Consider the following 21,620-nt stretch of genomic DNA (forward strand, 5'->3'; position numbering starts at 1 on the left):
ACGCTGCACGACCACGGCGGGCGTGACCGGAACGATAACCGGTCACGCCCGCCCTCATACCAGATCACGCCGCATGAATACACGCTTCGATTCGTCGAGTCCTTTGGCGATATGCGCATCGCGCCGCGCGAGCAGCACCGTATCGAGATCGGCTTCCTCGATATCGCGAAAGCCGAGCCGCCGATAGTACGGCGCGTTCCACGGCACCTCGCGAAACGTCGACAAGATGAGCTGCGTTATCTGTTGCGCACGCGCGAGTTGCGCGACCTGCTCGATCAGCGCCGCGCCAATGCGCTGCCCGGCATGCGCGCTCAGCACGTCGAGCTCCTGAACATAGAAACGCGTGGGTTGCGGCTCGAACATCACGAACCCCACACAGGCCTCATTGGCATCAATAGCGACGACGATCTGCTGCGCGTCGATCTTGCGATGGACCAGTGCCAACTCCATTGGCGGTGCATCGGCGATACCGGTCATCCCGACGCTGACAAAGCGCTGAGCCGCCTCGAATTCGATCGTACGGATAGCCTCCGCATCATGCGGCACGGCAACGCGAAACGTGAGGTTGAGAGTGTGGTGCATAGGCGTTTCACAGAGCGCTTATAAGCGCGATTCTGAAAGACATCCCCCGATATTGACATCACCCCATTGAAATTAACAAGTGCCCGCGCCGCCACGGGACTACACTCCTGAACACCCCAATCCCTTTCGAACCCAGATGGATCTCATGCATGTGCTGCAGGTCGCCCTGCACTTCGACCAGCACCTGAGCGGTTTAATCGTGCAATATGGCACAGCCGTCTACGCAATGCTGTTTCTCGTCGTGTTCGTCGAGATCGGGTTCCTGCCGCTATTCTTTTTGCCGGGTGATCCGCTGATTTTCATCTGCGGCGGTCTCGCCGCTACCGGTGCGTTGAACGTCTGGCTCGTGATCCCCGTGCTGTTCGCCGCCACCGTGGCCGGCAGCATCGTCGACTATGCAATTGGCCGCGCGATCGGCGAAAAAGTCTATACCGCCAACTATCGCTGGCTCGATAAAAACGCACTGCGTAAAGCGCATGCGTTTTACGAAGCACGCGGCGGCCTGACCTTTCTGCTGTCGCCGTTCATTGCGGTCGTGCGCACGTTCGCGCCGTTCGTCGCCGGTGTTTCGCGCATGACGTTTGCACGTTTCGTATCGTTCGTCACAGCCGGCGCGGCGCTATGGATCGTGTCGCTGGTGGCGGCCGGCTATCTGTTCGGCAACGTGCCGCTGGTGCGCGACCATATGAGTTCTATCGTGCTGCTGGGCGTCTCGCTCGGCGTCGGATCACTGTTGGTGAGCGCCGTGTGGCGCTTCGTCAACCGGAGACTGCGCGCGCACTAAGGCGGCAGTTACGGGCAGTACGGAGCATGCGCCGGCTTTCAACCCGGTGGCGCAGCCCCTTGCACCTCAGTCCGTAGCGATGCCAGCAAAGCCTGCCACCACTCACCGTGCCGCAATAGAAATACGCGCTCGGGAAAATGGTGGCGCGCCACATGATCCTGCGGCACGGAATCCCAGCCGCGGTGCTCGACCGTCACGCGCGTTTCGCCGCCGACCGCTTCGAAACGCACTTCGACCTCCGTGTGCTGCGCGTCGGCGAAACTGGCCTGACGCCAGCCGAACGCCAAACGCGCGCCCGGCTCCCAGACCGTCACGCGGCCAATCTCGAACACGCTGCCGTCCGGCTGCGTTTCGATCAGGCGACCGTGCTCTCCGGGCGTGTGAGGCGCCGCAGCCTGCTCGAACGACAGCACACCCGCGCCTTGCGGCGTGAACTGAAACAGCCCATTCGGCCGCCACCATTTGCCGATCTCGCGCGTGAACACATCGAATGCGCGCAGCGGCGTGGCCGCGACGCGTAGCGACACCTGCACGCGCGAACTCATTCCCGCTGCTCCAGATGCGCCTTGAACGACAGCAATTGCTCGGACCACAACGCCTCGGTCTGTTCAAGCCATGCCTTCAATTCGCTCATTGGCGCCGATCGCAGTACGTAGAGACGCACGCGCGCGTCGACGCCGTCGTGCGATTCTTCGATCAGTTCGCTCGAACGCAGCACGCGCAGATGCCGGCTCATCGCCTGCGGCGAAAGACCGGTGGCTTGCGCGAGTTCGCCGGCGCGCATCGGCTGCTGGCTGAGCAGATCGACGACCTGACGCCGATTCGGATCGGCTAGCGCGGCCAGAGTGCGGTCGAGCGAGACGCTGGCAGGCAGTCCCATCGGTTATACCCAGCCTTCGATTTTCAGGCCGCTCACGCGCTCCGCTTCCTCGCGTGACACTTCGCGAACCGTCTGACCAAAGCTCCAGACGTGCCCTTCCGGATCGCGCGCCACGTAGACGCGGTCCCCGTAAAACTGGTCCGCTGGCTCGCGTGTGATCACAGCGCCCGCGGCGCGCGCGCGAGCGCAATGTTCGTCAATTCCGTCGCGCAGTTGCACGTGCACCGATTGCGTATTCTTGCCGCCGATCGAAGCCGGACTCGCCGCGTCTTCCGACCATTCGCGGCAGATCATCACGTAGCTGTCGCCGAAACGCATTTCCGAGTGGCCCAACTGGCCGTCACTATCCGTGATCACCATTTGACGCTCGAAGCCGAACGCCTGCTCGAGCCAGTCGAGCGCGGCAAACGGATCCTTGTAGTACACCGACGCACCCAGCGAAGGACGATGAAACGGTTCGCTCATGATTGCCTCCTTTGTAAACCCTTCGGTTGATATTTAACATCATAGTTAAACAAATCGAAAAGGCAAGGGCGAACTTGTGCCGTAACGCCAGCCGTCCAACAAACTGCCGCGACGTCAGATAGGCCACCCCGAGTGAAAGGCCGCCGACCGTGCGGTTCGCGCCCACGCTTTGTGTGTTATTCGTCGATATCTGCCCGGGATTGTTTGAGATAGCGTGACCATGCTTTGCGCTCACGCCGGCACGAGCGCAACCCCCGCCAGCCATCCCGCGGCCATGTTTGATTTCTTCAATTGATGTCTCGAATGTCGTTATACGTTGTCGTAGCAGACGAACCCCATCGTCCGCGTTTGCGTCACTTTGCAGCAGGCGCGTCACCCAGATACTGTTTCTCGAGGCGGCTAAGCGTGCCGTCCTGTTTGATTCGCGCGAGCGCGGCATCGAGCGTTTGCAGCGTCTTGCCATCGCCCTTGCGCACGCCGATCACGCTACTCGCACCGAGAATCGATGGGTCTTCGATACGCGGACCGGCGAGTTCGAAGCGCGCGCCTTGCGGTTTCGTGAGAAAACCGAGGCGTGCCTGCGAGCCCACCACGAGCGTAGCATCGAGCCTTCCATTGACGAGGTCGGCGTAAATGCTGTCCTGATCCGGATACTCGCGAACCAGCACACCGCGCCGTTCCCAGCTGGATTTCACGAAAGCCGCTTGCGTCGAGCCTTGCAGGACGCCCACACGCTTGCCCGCAAGCGACGCTGCGTCTGGCGCGAGACGGCTGCCACGCGCGGCGACGAGGCGAATGTCGGCCGCATAGACAGGCTGCGTGAAATCCATCACGGCGCGCCGCGCCGCGGTCGGCGCCATCGAAGCATTGATAGCATCAAACTTGCGTGCCTGCAGAGCGGCAATCAGGCCGTCAAAACTGCTTTCCACCCACTCGCACTTAACGTTGGCTGCGGCGCACATGGCATTGCCAATGTCGATATCGAGTCCCGCGAGACGGCCATCGGGAAGCTTGTACTCATAGGGCGGATAGCTCGGATCGGTGCCAAAACGCAATGTGGCGGCAGCGCATGCGCCGCTCATCGCAGGTATGGCAACGGTCGCGACAAGCAGCGTGGCTGCGAGGCGCGACAAGCTGCGCGCACGCAATAGGGAGTGCTTCATCGAAACTCCTTCAGGATGTGGATTGGAACGGGATTACGCAGTGCAGCGCGCATAGATGAGCGCCACGAAAAAGCGCACGCCGAGAGGCAATACGTCGTCGTTGAAATCGAACTCGGGATGATGGCAATACACGCCGCCCTGACCTAGCAGCGCGTATGCTCCGGGCCGGCGCAACAGAAACTCCGAAAAGTCTTCCGAACCATTGAGCGGCGGAAAATCGCGCAGTACCTTGTCGGCGCCGAAAATGTCCGCGGCAATGCTCGCCGCGGCCTCAGCCTGCTTGCGATGATTGACGGTCGCGGGCGAACTGTTCCGGAACTCGACGGAAATCGAACACTCGCTGGCAATGGCGATCCCCTCGCTGATCGCGCGAATGCGAGACTTGGCGAGTGCGCGAACGCCCTCGTCAAACGTGCGCAACGTGCCCATCAATTCGGCATGAGACGGGATGACGTTCGGCGCGCTGCCTGCATGCACGCTGCCGATACTCAGCACGCTCGTCGCACTGGGCTCGATCGAGCGGCTCACGACCGTCTGTAACGCGCAGATGAGCTGACCGGCAGCCATTACGGGATCTTTCGTCTTTTCGGGCGCGGAGCCATGTCCGCCGACCCCGTCTATCCTGATCACGACATCGTCGCACGAGGCCAGCATCGCGCCGTCGAGCACGCCGAACGTGCCGGGCGGAAAGTGCGGAGCATTGTGCAGCGCATAGATTTCCTCGTAGCCGAAGCGCTCCTCAAGTCCGTCTGCCAACATTGCGTTGGCCCCGTTGCCGGTTTCCTCGGCGGGCTGAAACACCAGCACGACTGTTCCGGCGAAATCGCGATGGCGGCTAAAGTGACGTGCGGCACCGAGCAGCATCGCCGTGTGCCCATCATGACCGCATCCATGGAATACGCCTTGCCGTTGCGAGCGATGCAGCGGGCGGCCTTCCTCTTCCATCGGCAAGGCATCCATGTCGGCACGCAGTGCGATCGTGCGCCCCCTGCCCCGCTGTCCATGTACGACACCGACCACGCCAGTGCCGCCGATACCTGTATGAGTCTCGATGTCCCAGGCATGCAACCTGGCCGCGACGAGTTCGCTTGTGCGATGTTCGTCGAATGCCACCTCGGGGTGCGCGTGAATGTCCCGTCGCAATGCGACCAGTTCGTCGATATCGATCTCTACTACGTTCGTTGTCACTGTTGACCTCCTTATATACTTCGGGCTCGGCTGTACCGGAGACCACATACTGAGGGCGTGCCGGCAGCGGACAATTTCCAATTTCTCATGCTCATAGCTAATGCTTATGGAACGCGGGACCCTCAAGACAATGCAGTTGCAGATGCTCGTGGCGATTGCCGAGCACGGCACACTGATGGCCGCCGCCGAGGCACTGAGCGTGTCCCAGCCGGCGGTGACGAAGAGCATCAAGGAACTGGAAGCACGTCTTGGCGTGCAATTGCTGGAACGCAGCGGTGCGGGCGTGCGTCTCACGCGGTATGGGGAAACGCTGCTGAGGCGCGCCCGGGCGGTGGTGGCGGAAATTGCCCGTGCGGAGCGCGAGATCGAAGAGATGAAGTCGGGCGCAGGGCGCACCTTGTCAATCGGCGTCTCGTTGCTCGCCTCGTCGATTGCGATGCCCGACGCGTTGCGCGCCTTCCGCCGGCGGTTGCCGGACGTCAGGCTGAATGTTTATGAATGCCTTCCGACCCAGATCATCGATGGATTGCGCGACGGTTCCTTCGACCTATGCGTCGCCTTTGTCGCCGACAGCGACGTAACCGCCGAATATCGTGTGGTGCCGATCAGCGAATCAGCGCAAGTTATCGCGGTGAGACGCGACGATCCGCTGGCACGCGAAACGCAGCTTGCGCGATTGACGGACGCGCGCTGGCTGTACAACCACACACGCGACAGTCTTCCTGCCTTCTGGCGCGAACTATGCGGGAGCCGGACGTTATCTCTGCCGTCTCACTTCAACGTCTGCACCTCGCAACGACTCTATACGCAACTCGCGCAGGATCCGGGAACGATCAGCGTATGGCCTGAGTTCCTGCTGGACGAGCAGATCAGGCTCGGCCATATGCAGCGGCTGGAAACCGATGCCTGCGCGTCACGCCTTACCTTGGGACTCATGTATCGCAAGGACCTGGTATTGAGCGCGAGCATGCAATATTTCGTCGACTGTATCCAGCGTGTGCCTGATGGCAGCGTATAGCGCTGCCGCACAGTCCGCCCACGAGGAACGCACTACACCAGCCTTCATTGGCTGCATCGGCAAGCGAGAGTGCCGATTGGACGACAAGGTGCGCGCTTCTCGCGAGCATGACGCCGGTATTGACCGCACAGATAATCACGCCCGCCGCAAGCCATACCGAGACCCCTTGCCAAGCCAGCAGCCCCACCCCAGCCGCCGAAAGGTTCGGCCACGAACGTGTACTGTCAGCGTTTCGCTTGCGCTCGCGGCCACCTCATATCTCGCCGTGCAACGAAACGCCTCCTACCAGACGTGGCGTATTGCCGCCCGAACAGCCGTCTGATTACGCGTAGTCGACGGCGTAAAGCTGTAGCCGATCACCGCATCCACACCTTCCGATGCGCGCATCCAGTCGACCGACGTATAGAGTTCAGTCCGCTTCGACAGCAGATAATGGGTCGCCAGTGCAACCTCATGCCAGTGGTGTCCCTCGAACATGGTGTACTGATAGGCTGAAATAAACGAAAGCGACGGCGTCATCTGATATCGCAGGCCGGGTTCGAATACTTTCATCGACGACGAGCGGCCAAATCCGTGGAACGTCGTGTCGCTAAAATCGCCGGCCATGATCAGGTCTCGGTCTAAGCGAGGCAGCGTATGGGCTCGGTGCGAGCATGTTCTTCGTCGGGTACCTGATTTTTGAAGTGCCGAGCAATGTGATCCTGGTGCGCGTCGGCGCCCGCCGGTGGATCGCCCGCATCATGATCACGTGGGGAATCGCCTCTGCGGCGACCATGTTCGTTCGTACGGAGAGCGCGTTCTATTTGCTGCGCTTCGCGCTCGGCGTGCTCGAAGCAGGCTTCGTCCCGGGCGTGCTCTATTTCTTCATGCAATGGTTTCCAGCGAAGCAGCGCGGTCGGATTCATTCGTTCTTCTTCGGTGCGAGCGCGCTTTCGGGCATTATCGGCGGCCCGCTTTCCGGTGCGATCGTCAAATACATGGACGGCTTGCACGGTCTCGCCGGCTGGCAATGGCTGTTCCTGCTCGAAGGCATTCCATCGGTGCTGCTGGGTCTGCTCGTGCTGGCCATGCTGGACGACCGCATCGAAGACGCAACATGGCTCACCACGCAGGAGAAGGCGACTTTATCCGCCGCGATAAAAAGCGAGCAGAAGGCGGCGGACACGCGCTCCTTTTATGCCGCGCTTCGCGAACCCGTGACCTACATGCTGTCGCTGATCTATCTGTCGCTTTGCATGGGAATTTACGGCATCTTTTTCTGGATGCCGCAGCTCGTCAAGACTGCAGGTAACGCCGACCCGTTCGAAATCGGCCTGATCACCACGTTGCCGTATATCGCAGCCATTGTCGGCACGGTGTTGATTGGTCGCAACTCGGATCGAACGGGCGAGAGACGCTGGCATTTGACGGGTTGCGTATTGGCGGGTCTGATCGGCTATACGATATGCGCGAGCTTCGGAAACAGCATTGTGTTGCTCGTATTGGGTCTCGGCATTGCGACCACGGGGCTGATTGCATCGTTCGCACTGTTCTGGGTATTTCCACCGCGAATTCTGGGCGGCGTGGCGGCTGCAGGTGGCATTGCGTTGATCAATTCGATAGGACAGGTCGGCGGCGTAATCGCCCCCTTCATGGTGGGGAAAGTCAAGGATCTGACCGGCAGCGCATCGATGGGGCTCTATGCGATTGCGTTGGTGTGTGCGCTGGCAGCCACGCTGATTGCCTGGGGTTTGCCGAGGAGAATCTATTTCCGTGATGGAGAGGTTGGCGGGTGAACCCTATGATCTGCCCATAACGGCGCACCGCTTCACCCACTGCAATTGCGCAGGTAGCGACCTTGTGGCCCGGTGGAATCAGACCCGATACGGTGACGCCTTCGTCGGCAAGAACCGTCCCGGAAACCAGTTGTTTGAGAGAAATTACAACGTCGTCAGCGGGGTTCAGGCGAATCACACGGGCCTCATTGCCCTGCGGTGCATTCTTGTCGGTCGACGTTTCTTCAACGGGAGAGAACATAGGGATCACCTCGAGATGTTAGCTGACGTCGGATGGTTGTGAGTCATTCAGGTAAAACCACGTTCGCGATGCTGCGTCGTACGACCCGATGTGGCGGGGACTAATGCCGGGACGTGACGGGCAGCGCGGTGCCATACATCACCTGCTTGAGCGCGAAGCTCGAGCGGATATTCGACACAGCAGGGATGCGTGTCAATTCATCTACGATAAGGCGCTCAAGCGCATGAACATCGCGGACGAGGACGCGAATGAGATAGTCAGCGTCGCCGGACATCAGGTAACACTCCATGACGTTGGGCAGACATCGAATGGCGCGCTCGAACGTGTCGAGCGAATTCCGCACCTGTTTGTCGAGTGAAATCTGGATAAACACATTCACGTTCAGCCCCAGTTGCTCCGCACTCAGCAACGTGACGCGCTGCTTTATCACGCCGCGCGCCTCCAGCGCCCTCACCCGCGCGAGACACGGCGACGGCGACAGGTTGACGCGCGAAGCAAGCTCGACGTTCGTCAAGCAACCGTCACGCTGCAATTCCTCGAGAATTCTGACGTCGATTTCGTCCAGTTCGTGTCTTGCCACTGCTCACCTCGTCAAAACAGATCTTTCATTGACACGCCAGCCCACCCGGCCCATCGCGGACGGCCTACCCGGTTGGGCGCCATGGCATTTCCTCGATTGACTAATCTGCAGAACGCTCAGGCATCCATAGCATCATGAGCTTCCATCATTCTGTTTTGCGCGTGGTCCACCGGCCATATGATGTCTCGCGAAACGTTGCGGACGTCCATGGAACCGCTTAGTGCCATGCTGACGTCGAGCTCGTTTCGCAGGATATCGAGCGCGCGCGTCACGCCGGCCTCACCAAATGCGCCGAGGCCATACAGAAAAGCTCTGCCCGTGAGGCATGCATGGGCGCCTGAAGCGAGCGCCTTCAGGATATCCTGACCGGACCGAATGCCGCCATCGAACAGGATTTCGCATCGGCCGCCCACGCGCCCGGCAATGGCCGGCAGCGCGCCGATCGACGACGGTGCCCCGTCCAGCTGGCGCCCACCATGATTGGACACGATGATCGCGTCAGCACCCGCCTTGACAGCGAGTTCCGCGTCAGCCGGATCGAGAATGCCCTTGAGGATCAGTTTGCCGGGCCAAAGCTTGCGCACCCATTCGACGTCCCGCCAACTGAGCGATGGATCGAACTGCCCCGCGATCCATTGGGATACCGTGCTCAGGTTGTTCGAGCCCGGCACATGTCCTGCGAGATTGCCGAACGTTTTGCGCTTCCCGCATAACACGCGCTGCACCCAGCCGGGTTTCATCGCCATATCGAACGCATTGCGAGGCGTGAGTCGCGGCGGCACGGACAGCCCGTTCTTGATGTCGCGGTGCCGCTGCCCTTGAATCTGCAAATCGACGGTTAATACCAGCGCGGAACAGTTCGCCTCGCGGGCCCGTTCGATCAAGGATTGACTAAAGCCTCGATCGCGCATGACATATAGCTGAAACCAGAACGGCCGATCGACTGCCGCGCGGACATCCTCGATTGAACAGATCGACATCGTGCTCAGGCAAAACGGTATGCCTGCGGCGAGCGCAGCGTGAGCCGCCAGAATCTCGCCGTCTCCGCGCACGAGCCCAGTCAGGCCGGTGGGTGCGATCGCGAGCGGAAAGGCGGCAGGTTGGCCCACGATCGTGGTCGAGAGCGTGCGTTTCGATACGTCGACCATCACGCGTTGGCGCAACCTGATCGACTGAAGATCGGCGCGATTGTCGCGCAGTGTGTGCTCGTCATAGGAGCCGCCGTCGACGTAATCGAATATCGCACGCGGTATCTTGCGTCTTGCCACTTGCCGCAGGTCTTCGATGTTGGTGATGTTTCGCATGTCGCCTTCGTCTCCTTGTGTTTGGACTGGCTTATCGCTTCGCGCCGCTTGCTGATAGGTCCGTTGATGCACCTGGTGAATCCAGCTCGCGGTAGTCCGGCAAGCGGGTATCGATAAAACGTCCAGCGCGCACCACCCTGCGGTCGGCTTGCCAACGCGAGCATGCCTCGGTGCTATCACGCGCATGCAGCAGGACGAAATCCGCCGGGGCGCCCTCACGCAAGACACCGTCCCATGGCAAGTTCAGCGCCGTGGCTGGGGTCGTCGTCACGGTGGCACTCCAACGTTCCAGCGGCTGCGCCAGATGCGACGCAAACGACGCAAGTGTCAGGGTCTGCAACGGATCAAGGTCACCAAACGGCAGGAACGGGTCCCGGTGATTGTCCGATGCCAGCGCGACGCGCACGCCCGCCTCCGCCGCCTCGACCAGTGGAAAAATGCCGCGTAGCCGCGGCGAACCGCCGGCTCGCCGGTCTTGCAGATAAAGGTTCGTGAACGGCAGACTCACCACGGTCGCACCCACTGCCGAAAAGTCCGCTAATGTTTCGCGCACGACCTCGGCAGGCGCAACCGACAATGCGCAGCAATGTCCGCACATCACGCGGCCGCCCATGCCTGTGCGTCGCGCCGTATCGAGAATGGCTCGAATGCCCTCCACGTTCGCTTCCAGGTGTTCGTCGACGTGAAAGTCGAGCCACAGATCGAAGCGCTCGGCAAGCGAGAACATCTGCTCGATATACTCGCGCTGCCTGGCCATGGGATAGACAAACGCACCGAGTACACCGTTGCAGGCCCCAATCGTGCGTGCAACGTTTTCAGCCATCCTGATGTCGGCAAACAGTTCGAGAGGAAGCAGCGCCGCGCATTGCAGATCGATGCGGCCAGCCCATTCCTGCCGCAAACCCTGCGCGACATCCCACGCCAACGGCGCCTCAGGCCGCTCCCAATCGATATGCGTGCGCATGGCGCGTGTCCCATAGGCAAACGCACTACGCAGCGAAAATGACATCCGCCTTGCAAGGTCATCACGGGTCCAGTGCGGCAGATCGCCTCGCGTGGCCTCGATTGCGGACAGCAAACCACCTCCGCCGACACCCGCACGCGGCGAGATATGGCCTTTGTCGAGATGGGTATGCGCATCCACCCAGCCCGGCAGGAGCAGGCCACCATCCAGATCGATGCAAAGCAAGCCGTCGTCGATCGCCTCCGGCACAATCCGTTCGACACGGTGGCCACGCAGCTTGAGTGCGACCAGCACCGGCGCTGACGCGTTCTTCGCGCGGTTACCCGCGGCGGCTTCATGGATCAAAGCCCGCGGCACGCTGGCGTTGCGGATCCAGTAGCCATCGCGCGCACCCGCCTCGTTCAATGTTTCCAGTTCGCGCGAAATCATCGTGTGTCGTCCCGGCGCCTCAATGCGACCCCCACTCATATTGCAGAGTCAACCGGTTCTGGACAAATTTGCTCCTGTAGGTTGGCGAACTGTCATAGGCGAGAAAGTCCGCGATGCTGAAACCCTTAAACTTGCCGCCAAACGTGTATATGGCATAGGCGAGATACTCCGACTGGTTCAGACTCGGCGCACTCGGACTGTTCTTCAGATCCATGAAGGAATAACGAAAACCGATAAACAGATTGGCAATCGGCGCACCGTTGAGGTCGATCGCGTAAGCGCTGCCCGCGCCAAGATCCTGCGTGCTGGACAAGAACGGCTGGGCAAACAGCGGGCCCGAGGCCACGTAATGCGCATACGGGGTGACAAGTGCGCCGTTCAGATAAGAGTTCGCATGCGGCTTGATGTAGTCGTACCCAAAACTGAGCAGAAGCGAGTTGCGCTTCAGACCAATCTGTAAGCCGTACACCTGGCTGTTGATCGGACCGAGCAATTGTTTGCCATCACCTGTTTCATAAAAGAACTGGGCAGCAGCGAAAGGCTGGATCGCCCCTTGCGTGAGGTTCACCTGCCCCTCCACATACGTCATGCGCGCGTAGTCCAGATATCCCATGTACCACGCCTGGCCTTTAAGCACGACGGGATCCACCGGAACGGTGCGAACGCCGCCTACACCATAAAACCCGTTGGTCGTTTGATTGCCGACTGGAGAGTACGGATCGATGTCGGCGTTATAGGTAGTATGTTTGGTGAACGAGTTGTCGATATACGACTTGAAACGAAACATGCGAAAAGCGGTGATGTAGTTATCCGCATCTCCATACTTCGCCGTCACGCCTTGAAACAGTTGCGGCGCCATCCGCCAGTCGTACGTCGATGCGAAGGGCACGTCCAGTTCCTGATTCCCCGCGGTCACGCTGAAATCCTTATGCTCCCATCGCAGATAAGCCTCGCCCAACGTCGTGATATTCGGCCCGAGATAGCTGTCTACTTTCGTCGGATCATCCGAGTGATCAATGCCACGCTGGATATAGCCGCTGACACCCAAGGAAAATCCGTAAAAGTTAGCGGTCTTGTAGCCGATCCCGCCGCCATAGCTTGCGGTATTCTGATTCAGCCCGGATTGATAGAAAGCATTGTGTGACGAAAAATAGATTGTTCTTATGTCGCCAAAGAATTGGCCCTTCGTGAACATCTCCACGAGATTCGTCGCATCCCCCGAATTGGGCGGAGTTGCCTGAGATACGGACGCCGCTACGGCTGCGGCATGCTCGACGGTGTCCTGCCCGTGCTGTTCCGCGACGTCCACACCTGCAGCCGGAGCCGCTACAGCCGCCGTCTGCGCCAAGGCACAGAGTGGCAGGCCCGAGACTCCGAGTACAGCCAGCTGCAAACCGATTCGACAGCAGACGGCGCGCGGTACGTAAGCCTTCATGTTTATCCCTGACTCAACATTTTGTTTGGCTAGCGTTGCGATGCAACGCGCTCTTTATTGCATTCACTATTCAATACTGGAAAACTTATTTCAAACCATACATTCAAAATAGTAGTATTCCTAAATTCATGAATCGGAAAGCGGTTCAACAAGAATCAGCAGATGACAAACCTATCGTTCCGGTACTACGCAGCCCGTCAACACAACGAACTCGAAAGCCTTACAGGTCCAACACGAGGCGGCCGGTTCTTGCACGAGCACAGCAAAGGGCCACCCTCGTCTCGCGCTCCTTCCTGTTCAGACAGAAATCACGATGGTCAGGCTCGCCTTCAAGATAAGTCGTCACGCAGGTGCCGCATACACCCTGTTCGCAGGACGTCGTGATATCCACGCCGGCGTCGAGTAAAACCTGGGCAATCGTTTCGTCTTGCCCAATGTGAAATGTCCCGCCGCTGCGAGCCAGTTCAATCTCGAACGGCTTATCTCCGTCCAGATGCTCAACGGGTAGCGCCGCGAAGTACTCCAGATGGATATTCGTTTCCGGCCACGACGAAGCCGCTTGCTTGACGGCATCCATGAAGCCTTGCGGGCCACACATATACAGATGTGTTGTTGCGGACGCCGCAGTTGCCAATTCCTCGGCAAGGTTGATTGCCGGAGCGCTGTCGTCCAGGTGATAGCGCACCCGTGATGCCCAGGGCGAATTCGCCAGCCGGTCCTTGAACGCCTGGTGCGCAGCGGAGCGAGCGAAGTAGTAAAGCGTAAATTCCGCATCATTCCGCGCGAGTGTTTCCGCCATCGCAAGCAATGGGGTAACGCCGATGCCCGCGCCAAATAGCAGATGTCTGCCGGCGTCAGCCTTGAGCGCGAAGTTATTGCGAGGCGTTCCAATCGTCAGCGATGCGCCCGGCCGCAACGCGTCATGCATCCACGCCGATCCGCCTCGGCCTTGCGATTCGCGCTTTACGCCGATTACGTAACGGTGGCGCTCCCACGGCGCATTGCACAGTGAATACTGACGAACGCCAGCGGCGCCCGTGTAGACGTCGATATGCGCACCGGCCTCGAATGCGGGTAGCGCCACGCCTTGCGCGGCAACGAGTTCAAAACGGCGTATCTCGGCAGTCTCTTCGGTCACGGCTTCCACCCGCACGCTCAGTGTGGTTTCCATCCTCGCCTCCATTATTCGGGCAGCCATGCGGTCGCTTCGACCTCGACCAGAATCGACTCATCGGGCAACATGGCCGACACCTGCACTACCGTAGACACAGGCGGGTCCCCTTCAAAGAACATCCCTCGAATGCGGTTGTACGCCGGATAGTCACGCAGATCGCGAAAATACTGCACGAGCTTGAATACGTCGACCATGCTGCCGCCCGCCGCTTCGATGGTGGCGCGAATGCGATCGAGTACGTACCAGGACTGCGCTCTGATCGGCCCTTCCTTGACATCCACCGAGAACTCGCCGGTCTTACCAATGCGCTCACGCACTTCGTGCGGAACATCGTCATAACCGTGCACGATCTTTCCCGCAGCCGGATCCACGGCAATGATGCCGGATAGAAACACGAGGTTTCCCTTGCGTTTGTACGGCGCGTATTTTGCGAGCGGCCTTGCAATCGTTGAACTCATGTGCCTTTCTCCCTTAGTGCCCGCTTGCCGAAGCAACGCTCTGACCGACCAGCTTCTTGCGCAGATCGAGGCCAACCCCTTTGTCGACAAACTGGCTGGTCGCTACCTTGCTGATGTCAACGTCCTGCGCCTTGTAGAGACCGGCCTTGACCATCTTGTCGTAGAAGCTCTTCACACGGTCGAGGTCGACGGCGCCAATGCCTTTCGTCAATGCATCGCCGGAATCGATCAATCCAAGCTCGCGGATTTTCGCCACCTCGGCATCGAGCTTCGCCTTCGTCATCTCCGGATTCTCTTTCTCAATCAGTGCGTAAGCGCCGCCGTGATCCCCGTAGAGAAAGTTGTACCAGCCGATAATCGACGCATCGAGGAAGCGGCGCACCACATCGGGTTTGTTCTTCACCATGTCCCACCGCGTTTCGATCGTCGACGAGTAGGTATTCCAACCCTCGTCGGCAAGCAGAAACGTGCTGGTCTTCGCGCCGGCGTTCTCCGCGTAGAGGGGTTCCGCAGTCGCATATGCCTGCTGCACGGCGCCTGGTTCGGCAAGAAACTGGGCGATGCTGTAGTTGTATGGCCGTAGCTGCTCGTCCTTGAACCCCTTTTCCGCGACCATCCATTGCCAGAAGCTGAATTGCCCGTCTTTCGAAACCAGAATCACCTTGGCTTTCTTCAGGTCGTCGAATGTCTTGAAACCGGCGCCCTGATGAGCCATCAGCGCCTGAGGGTCTTTCTGGTTGATTGCCGCCACTACGACCGTCGGCACATGGTTCTTGACGTTGTCAAAAGACAGCAGCAAATTCCCGGCAATCAGGAAGTCGATCTTTCCGGCCGAGAGCATCGGGCGGTTATTCACCTGCGGACCGCCTTCGCGGATCTCGACATCGAGGCCGTACTTCTTGTAAGTGCCGTCAGCGAGCGCCTGATAAAACCCGCCGTGGCCGGCCTGAGCCTTCCAGTCAGTGCCGAGGACCACTTTGTCGTCGGCCAACGCGGGTGTCGGGCCGCATGCCACGAGCGCGGCGGTGGCTAGTCCGGCGGCAAGCAGAATGGTTCGTACAATCTTCTTCATGGTTGACTGCTCCGTATCGTAGGATCAGGAAACAACTTGCCTGCGCTCAACTCGCCTGTTCGGCCACAACCGCTTCCCAGCCGCGCATCTTGCCGGGATTGAGCAAGCCTTGCGGGTCTGCCAGCCGCTTGAACTCGATTTGCGCCAGGTCGATCTCTTTCATGCCACCGTCCTCGATGGTGACAACGTGAGGATCGAAGGTTGCGCAGCCATGCGATTCGAAAATGCGCATGATTTCGTACTGACGCTCGGCCGTGGTAAAACGCACTAGCGGAATGCCGAATACCTGGTATTCACCGAATTGCATCGCGAACTCGTGGTGCCAGTAGATTTCGTCGCCGAATCGCTGTGCAAGCGCCTCGCAAAGCGCAATGTCGAACGGTTGGGGATGGGCGATCTGAAGATAGGTCCACTGCTTGTCGACCTTCAGCGCCTGCAGCGTCGTATGGTTGTATGCACACTCATAGGCAGGCGGAAGTTCGTTCGCTTCGAGCTCGCTCCCATTCATGCAGAGCGATTCCACGCCACCATGGAAAGTGGCAAGTTCGCGATAGCGGTCGATCGACGCCGGACTGACCATCGCAAATACGGCATTGCGATCGGCCGGAAAGCGAGCGCCCAGGTGCTCATAGAATGGCGCGAAGCCCTTCTCCACCGAGGTCAGCAGGAACAGATCGAGTTCCGGCGCGCTGGCGGCCTTGCAGAAGCGCAATGCATCGCCGTATGAATCGAACAGCGTAATCGTGTGCAGCCAGTCGAGCGCCGGCTTGAGCGTCAGTTCGAGTTCCGTGATGATGCCGTTCGTGCCGAACGCGTGATGCACCTTCTGGATATCGGTACCGCGCAACTCGACAATGCGCGGCGTCTCTTCCACCGTTACGACCCGAATGCAGCGCACGTTATCCGCATCTTTGAGAATGCCGTGCCGGATGGAGCCGACACCGGCATAGCCGCCGGCAATGAACCCGCCTATTGTCGCCACCCGCAAGGTGGACGGAAACATCAGCAGGTCCTGGCCGGATGCCCTGACTACTTCCTGCAATTCACCGATCCGCGCCCCCGCCTCGACCCGGACCGAACCCGGCCGGATCTCGCGCACGTTTTTGAGTTCCGTCATATCCATCACTACCCCGCCCTGCAGCGGAACGCATTGCCCGTAGTTGCCCGTGCCGCCGCCGCGCATCGTGAGCGGAACACGCCAGCGCGATACGGCCGCCGCGATCCGGATCACGTCCGCTTCGCTACGCGGGATGACAATCAGATCCGCGACACAGTCCTTCAACTGCTCGTTCAGAATCGGGCTATACCACGAGAAATCACGTGATTTCCCGCGCAACTGACCGCCGCTCGCAATCGTTCGTATGCCGGCGAGTTCCCCGGCAAAGCGGGCCCAATCAATGTCTCTATTGTTCATGTCGTTTTATCCTTGATGCCGAATAGGGGCTCTGACTCATGCATCACGATCGATTTCGCTTTCGTGCCAGCCTCTGAGTACTGCCTTGGAAAGCCAGTTGAAGAGCAGGAAGATGCTGATGCCGCACAGCGAGACGAGCAGGAGCGCCGCGAACATCTTTGGGATTTCGTTTCTGAACGTCGCTTCGAGAATGCGCGACGCCAGGCCCGTTTGGCGCCCGGCCGCACCTGCCGTGAACTCAGCCACGATGGCCCCGACGAGTGAGAGACCGCCGGCGATCTTCAGGCCGCCCAGGAAATACGGCAGCGCACTCGGAACAAGCAGATACCGCAGACGCTGCCAGGGTGTTGCCCGGTAAAGACCAAATAAATCACGCAGGTTGTGATCGGCGCTTCGCAGGCCAATCACCGTATTCGACAGGATCGGAAAGAAGGCGACGATCCATGCACAAATCAGCAACGCGGAAAACGTACTGTCGACGTAGATCAGAATCAGAGGTGCAATCGCAATGACAGGGGTGACCTGCAGAATGACCGCAAACGGAAAGAAACTGAGCTCAACCCAACGCGAGAGCGCGAACAACATGGCCAGCGCGACGCCTCCCACGACCGCGAGGGCAAGCGACATAAAGGTCAGCTTTAGCGTGAACAGCAGCGATAGCGACAATGACCCCCAGTTCTCGACGAGCGTGCGCAAGATCACACTGGGCGCCGGAATGATGTACTCAGGCACGTGATTCACGCGCACAAGGATTTCCCAGAGCAGCACTGCGGCAAGTAACCACGCGCTGGGCACAGCGCAGCGAAGGAAGCGCTCGCGCCGCGCACGTTGCCTCGCGGCGTCCGCGATCGCAGCGGCATTGGACGAGACGTCCATGTTCAAGGTTTGTACCGAAGAAGACATACCGGTTCCTCTCTCTCGCTTAATGATCGATGTCGGACGAGTCCATCGCCCGGTGCAGACTGGTCGACGTTTCGCGGCACAGCTGCGTGTACTGCGCCGACTCGCGATAGGTTTTGCCACGCGGATACGGCGCGGGAATAGCGATCTCATCGATCACGCGCCCCGGTCGGCTTGCCATCACCACTACCCGGTTCGAGAGATAGACCGATTCGTAGACGCTATGCGTCACAAAAATCACCGTGAACTTGTGCTCTTGCCAGAGTTTCAGCAAATCGTTGTTCAGCTTGATGCGAGTCATTTCATCCAGCGCCGCAAATGGTTCGTCCATTAACAGCAGGCGCGGGCGCGTCACCATTGCCCGTGCAATCGAGGCGCGCATCTTCATGCCGCCCGACAATTCACGCGGATAGACATCCGCAAAGCGTGACAGTCCGACCATTGCCAGTGCTTCCTCGACACGGGCGCGTGCACGCTCGCGCGACTCGCCGCGCAGTTTCAGCGGCAGGTAGACGTTCTCGAATACCGACGACCACGGCATCAACGTCGGCTCCTGAAAAACGAAGCTGATGTCATGCGTGTGTGCCGCTTCGCTCTCTGTCCTAGTGGCCCATTCGATCGCGCCGCCAGAGATCGACGATAGCCCTGCGATCATCCGCAGCGCTGTGCTTTTGCCACAGCCGGATGGTCCGAGGAAACTGATGAATTCGTGGCTTCCCACCTCGAGCGACATACCGTTAAGTGCAATCGTGCCGTTCGAATACTTTTTGTGTACGTCCTTCAGATGAACCAACGGGCTCTGTTTCATGTTCGTCTCCATACCGTCACCGATCAGATGTGAGCGTCGTTCAATGCCACTCGGGCTCGTTTTCCAGCCACGCCAGCGGCGCGTCGTGAACCTCACGCAGCAGCTCGATAAACTGGGAGACGACGTGATCGATCACGCATTGCCCTTTGTGCGCGGTCGCAGCCGCGGCATCGCCACACGCGCCCGCGGGATTCAGATCGTGCGTCTGCCAGCCAAGCTTGCCGCTCGCGCCGATTGACAGAAAACGATAGCGCTCGCTCATTTCCTTCGTGAGCGATTTGAAATGCCGCGCTTCATTCATCGCGACGAGCTCCGGGCGCATGGCGAGCAGGATCGAGGTCTCTACATCGCCCGCGTGGATCCCATGCTTCATCTCCTCGTCGTTGAAGAGCGCATCGGGCATGCCGAGCGTGTACCAGTTCGACGCGACGACCATCATCCCGAAGCGTTGACGCAGATCGCGGGCAACGATATCCATGACGGCCGATTGGCCGCCATGACTGTTGAACAACACCAGCTTTTTCACGCCGGCCGCAGCCACGCAGGCTCCGATTTCGCTCCACGTGCGAATCAGCGTCTCAGCCGAAAACGTCAGGGTGCCGGGATAGCGCGCGTGTTCGTTGCTCTTGCCGATGCTTTGCGTCGGCAGGAACAACACTGGCAGGTCGCCCCCCAGGCGCGGAATGATCGCTTCGACGAGGCCGTCGATCGTCGTGGTATCGACGGACATCGGCAGATGCGGCCCATGCTGCTCGATGGCGGCAACCGGCAGCACCGCAATCAGACGCTCGCGGTCGAGACGGGAGAACTCCTTGCTGGTGTATTCGGCCCAGAAACGCTTGGTGATCGACGACATCTCCTGCTCCTCTTTTCTCGGCATGGGTTGAATGCCTGGTTTCGTAAGCCGGTTGAAGCCCGAGCTCCCACTGGCCTTCATGGGGTACTGCAACGACGCAGCCTCGAACTCATAATAATCGATTTGACCAATCGGTCAAACCGTATGGTCATTTATTTTCCGGTTGACATTGTTTTTGGCGAAGACGCGGTTTCAGTAGGATGCCAAATTGAATATTCATGCGATGCAGCAAGGCATGCCGTACTGAATCATCGGAAGAATGGGTACAAGCGCGATCGGCTTGCAGGAGGAGGAGATAAGCGGAATTGACGCGCCGCGGCAAGCGGAGACAATCAGCGTCGATTAGCGACTGGAATGGAGTACAGCGGGGTACCGGAAGCCACCCTGAATCAGGGTGGCAAAGTGTCAGGCAGACGGTGTAATACCGCAGCCGTACATGACGAAGGCCGTCACTTCCTTGACGATGTGTTCGCGATCGAGCGGCTGCCCTTCTTTCACACGCAACATGTAGCGCGCCTGATATTCGAAGTCGGCAAAGTGTTGTGTCAGAGACCAGAGATTCATCATCAGCAGCATTGGGTCGAGCGGGCGCATGAGGCCCGCCTCGATCCAGCTATTGATGCATGCGACCGCTTGAGTGGTGCGCATACGGGGACGGCTCATCATCGGCATCAACACCGGTGCGCCGCGCATCATCTCGTTGGCGAAAATACGCGACAGCAGCGGTTGGTCGAATGAAAAATCCAGCTTCTTGCGAATGTAATTGGACAGGACCTGTTGGGGGCCCAACTCGGCATCCCCAAATGAAAATACGCGAATCCATTCCTCGACTACGTGCTGGAGAATTTTCTCGTACAGGTCCTCCTTACTATCGATGTAGTAATGGAGTTGCGCCTTCGACAAGCCCGCGCGCTCAGCGATGCCCTGGGTCGATGCCCCTTTGAGCCCGTGCAGCGCGAACTCCGCAATGGCGGCATTTTGTATCGCGTCCATCACTTCAGAACGCGACCGTTTCGTTTTTGTTTGCCCGGTTTGCGCCACGAAATCCGTCCTTGATTGATCCGTCTGGATGCTTCAAGTCAGGCATTCTAACGCATGGAGCGGCACACACCGGGTGGTTGCGCGCCCTGTTCAGGCGCGCGACGCCGCCGGGTTTAGTGGCGAGGGAGGCTGTCCAGCACAGGGACCGTAGCCCAATGCGGCGATCAGGTTGTCGGCGGCGAGGTCGGCCATGGCGAGACGTGTCTTCAGGCTGGCGCTTGCGATATGCGGCGTGGCCACCACCCTCGCGTTGGCAAGCAACCGCGGACAGACAAAGGGTTCCCGCTCGAATACGTCGAGACCGGCTCCCGCCAGACGGTTTTCGGCAAGCGCGTCGGCCAGTGCGTCTTCGTCGACGAGACCGCCGCGCGAGATGTTGATGAGGGTGGCCGTCTGCTTCATCAATGCAAGCTCGCGCCGCCCGATTGTATGGTGTGACGCGGAGTCGTACGGCATGGTGACGACCAGATGGTCCGACAGGCTCAGCAGTGCCTCCTTACTGCAGAATTGCGCACCTTTCTCGTCCGCCGGCGCGACGGGCGCCCGGTCGTGGTATCTCACCGTCATGCCGAAACCGTGCGCACGTTGCGCCACCGCTCGCCCGATGCGGCCCATGCCGAGAATGCCGAGCGACGTGCCATGAATGTCCACCCCAAGGAACATGTCGAGCGCCCATTTGTCCCACAGGCCAAGCCGCAACCAACGTTCAGCTTCGCCCGTGCGGCGCGCGGTGGCCATCAGGAGCGCCCAGCCAAAGTCGGCGGTGGTTTCAGTTAGCACGTCGGGTGTATTTGTCGCCACTACGCCGGCCGCCGACAGCGCCGCCAGATCCAGGTTGTTGTAGCCGACTGCAATATTCGCAACGGCCCGCAGCGATGGACATTCCTGCACAAGCGGCGCGTCGATGATTTCCGTTGCGCTGACAAGTGCCCCCACCTTGCCCTGGAGACGCGCGCGCAATTCATCAGGCGCGTAGATGCAGTCCGCGTCGTTGCTGTCGACTTCGAAGTGTTCCCGCAGGCGTCCCACGATAGACGGAAAAACCTTGCGGGTAATCAGGATCTTTTCTTTCACACCAGTTTCCTTGGC

At 59.6% G+C, this 21,620-nt stretch carries 23 protein-coding genes and 1 pseudogene; 3 read left to right on the forward strand and 21 right to left on the reverse strand.

The genetic code is table 11. The annotated features are described in order from the left end of the window. Positions 1–54: 54 nt before the first annotated feature. On the reverse strand, positions 55–582 hold the full coding sequence (locus tag PQQ95_RS23945; RefSeq protein WP_408441509.1) for a GNAT family N-acetyltransferase: 528 nt from the start codon (positions 580–582) through the stop codon (positions 55–57). A 136-nt stretch (positions 583–718) separates the two neighbouring features. On the opposite strand from PQQ95_RS23945, the gene PQQ95_RS23950 reads away from it, so the two are divergent. Further along, positions 719–1,366, forward strand: coding sequence for a VTT domain-containing protein (locus PQQ95_RS23950; protein ID WP_408441512.1), 648 nt, complete (start codon positions 719–721; stop codon positions 1,364–1,366). A 38-nt stretch (positions 1,367–1,404) separates the two neighbouring features. Here the strand turns inward: PQQ95_RS23950 and PQQ95_RS23955 are convergent, their stop codons facing one another. From PQQ95_RS23955 to PQQ95_RS23975, 5 genes are all read right to left on the reverse strand, one after another. Continuing rightward, positions 1,405–1,911 carry an SRPBCC family protein gene (locus PQQ95_RS23955; RefSeq protein ID WP_408441515.1) on the reverse strand — a complete coding sequence of 169 codons (507 nt, stop codon included), beginning with the start codon at positions 1,909–1,911 and terminating at the stop codon, positions 1,405–1,407. Further along, positions 1,908–2,246: an ArsR/SmtB family transcription factor gene (locus tag PQQ95_RS23960; RefSeq protein ID WP_408441518.1), complete on the reverse strand. Its 339-nt coding sequence runs from the start codon at positions 2,244–2,246 to the stop codon at positions 1,908–1,910. The genes PQQ95_RS23955 and PQQ95_RS23960 overlap by 4 nt, the downstream gene beginning before the upstream one ends. Positions 2,247–2,249: 3 nt before the next feature. Then, positions 2,250–2,711 carry a VOC family protein gene (locus PQQ95_RS23965; RefSeq protein WP_408441521.1) on the reverse strand — a complete coding sequence of 154 codons (462 nt, stop codon included), beginning with the start codon at positions 2,709–2,711 and terminating at the stop codon, positions 2,250–2,252. Between the two features lie 353 nt (positions 2,712–3,064). After that, a complete protein-coding gene (locus PQQ95_RS23970; protein WP_408441523.1) occupies positions 3,065–3,874 on the reverse strand; it encodes an ABC transporter substrate-binding protein in 810 nt (269 codons plus the stop codon). Positions 3,875–3,907: 33 nt separating this feature from the next. Continuing rightward, positions 3,908–5,062 carry an amidohydrolase gene (locus PQQ95_RS23975; RefSeq protein WP_408441526.1) on the reverse strand — a complete coding sequence of 385 codons (1,155 nt, stop codon included), beginning with the start codon at positions 5,060–5,062 and terminating at the stop codon, positions 3,908–3,910. Between the two features lie 106 nt (positions 5,063–5,168). On the opposite strand from PQQ95_RS23975, the gene PQQ95_RS23980 reads away from it, so the two are divergent. Beyond that, positions 5,169–6,080, forward strand: a complete 912-nt coding sequence (locus tag PQQ95_RS23980; protein ID WP_408441529.1) for a LysR family transcriptional regulator — start codon at positions 5,169–5,171, stop codon at positions 6,078–6,080. Positions 6,081–6,362: 282 nt separating this feature from the next. Here PQQ95_RS23980 and PQQ95_RS23985 read toward each other — a convergent pair whose 3' ends face one another. Beyond that, positions 6,363–6,686, reverse strand: a complete 324-nt coding sequence (locus tag PQQ95_RS23985) for a porin (protein ID WP_408441530.1) — start codon at positions 6,684–6,686, stop codon at positions 6,363–6,365. Between the two features lie 20 nt (positions 6,687–6,706). Between PQQ95_RS23985 and PQQ95_RS23990 the strand changes: the two are divergent. Beyond that, positions 6,707–7,696: pseudogene (locus PQQ95_RS23990) on the forward strand (MFS transporter); the annotation flags it as partial. Between the two features lie 28 nt (positions 7,697–7,724). On the opposite strand, the gene PQQ95_RS23995 reads toward PQQ95_RS23990, so the two are convergent. The 14 genes from PQQ95_RS23995 to PQQ95_RS24060 all read right to left on the reverse strand — a co-directional run bounded on the left by PQQ95_RS23995 (position 7,725) and on the right by PQQ95_RS24060 (position 21,605). Then, positions 7,725–8,096 (reverse strand): UxaA family hydrolase, encoded by a 372-nt coding sequence (locus tag PQQ95_RS23995; protein WP_408441533.1) that lies wholly within the window; start codon positions 8,094–8,096, stop codon positions 7,725–7,727. Positions 8,097–8,196: 100 nt separating this feature from the next. Beyond that, a complete protein-coding gene (locus PQQ95_RS24000) occupies positions 8,197–8,676 on the reverse strand; it encodes an Lrp/AsnC family transcriptional regulator (protein ID WP_408441535.1) in 480 nt (159 codons plus the stop codon). A gap of 116 nt (positions 8,677–8,792) precedes the next feature. Continuing rightward, positions 8,793–9,980, reverse strand: a complete 1,188-nt coding sequence (locus PQQ95_RS24005) for an alpha-hydroxy acid oxidase (RefSeq protein ID WP_408441537.1) — start codon at positions 9,978–9,980, stop codon at positions 8,793–8,795. 31 nt (positions 9,981–10,011) lie between these two features. Beyond that, complete coding sequence (locus PQQ95_RS24010) at positions 10,012–11,373, reverse strand: cytosine deaminase (RefSeq protein WP_408441540.1); 1,362 nt, start codon at positions 11,371–11,373, stop codon at positions 10,012–10,014. Between the two features lie 19 nt (positions 11,374–11,392). Continuing rightward, on the reverse strand, positions 11,393–12,808 hold the full coding sequence (locus PQQ95_RS24015) for an OprD family outer membrane porin (protein ID WP_408441542.1): 1,416 nt from the start codon (positions 12,806–12,808) through the stop codon (positions 11,393–11,395). Positions 12,809–13,028: 220 nt separating this feature from the next. Then, positions 13,029–13,979, reverse strand: a complete 951-nt coding sequence (locus PQQ95_RS24020; RefSeq protein ID WP_408441544.1) for a PDR/VanB family oxidoreductase — start codon at positions 13,977–13,979, stop codon at positions 13,029–13,031. Between the two features lie 11 nt (positions 13,980–13,990). Continuing rightward, entirely contained in the window at positions 13,991–14,440 is a 450-nt protein-coding gene (locus PQQ95_RS24025) for a RidA family protein (RefSeq protein WP_408441547.1), read from the reverse strand. 13 nt (positions 14,441–14,453) lie between these two features. Beyond that, positions 14,454–15,512, reverse strand: a complete 1,059-nt coding sequence (locus PQQ95_RS24030) for an ABC transporter substrate-binding protein (protein ID WP_408441550.1) — start codon at positions 15,510–15,512, stop codon at positions 14,454–14,456. A gap of 46 nt (positions 15,513–15,558) precedes the next feature. Further along, on the reverse strand, positions 15,559–16,926 hold the full coding sequence (locus PQQ95_RS24035; RefSeq protein WP_408441553.1) for an FAD-binding oxidoreductase: 1,368 nt from the start codon (positions 16,924–16,926) through the stop codon (positions 15,559–15,561). Positions 16,927–16,962: 36 nt separating this feature from the next. After that, a complete protein-coding gene (locus PQQ95_RS24040; RefSeq protein ID WP_408441766.1) occupies positions 16,963–17,802 on the reverse strand; it encodes an ABC transporter permease in 840 nt (279 codons plus the stop codon). 46 nt (positions 17,803–17,848) lie between these two features. Next, positions 17,849–18,634, reverse strand: a complete 786-nt coding sequence (locus tag PQQ95_RS24045; protein WP_408441556.1) for an ABC transporter ATP-binding protein — start codon at positions 18,632–18,634, stop codon at positions 17,849–17,851. A 40-nt stretch (positions 18,635–18,674) separates the two neighbouring features. After that, entirely contained in the window at positions 18,675–19,490 is an 816-nt protein-coding gene (locus PQQ95_RS24050) for a creatininase family protein (protein WP_408441559.1), read from the reverse strand. Between the two features lie 405 nt (positions 19,491–19,895). Next, positions 19,896–20,531, reverse strand: a complete 636-nt coding sequence (locus PQQ95_RS24055; protein WP_408441561.1) for a TetR family transcriptional regulator C-terminal domain-containing protein — start codon at positions 20,529–20,531, stop codon at positions 19,896–19,898. A gap of 90 nt (positions 20,532–20,621) precedes the next feature. Further along, on the reverse strand, positions 20,622–21,605 hold the full coding sequence (locus PQQ95_RS24060) for a 2-hydroxyacid dehydrogenase (protein WP_408441562.1): 984 nt from the start codon (positions 21,603–21,605) through the stop codon (positions 20,622–20,624). Positions 21,606–21,620: the final 15 nt, after the last annotated feature.

This window comes from Paraburkholderia caffeinilytica, assembly GCF_046030355.1.
Lineage (GTDB): Bacteria > Pseudomonadota > Gammaproteobacteria > Burkholderiales > Burkholderiaceae > Paraburkholderia > Paraburkholderia caffeinilytica_B.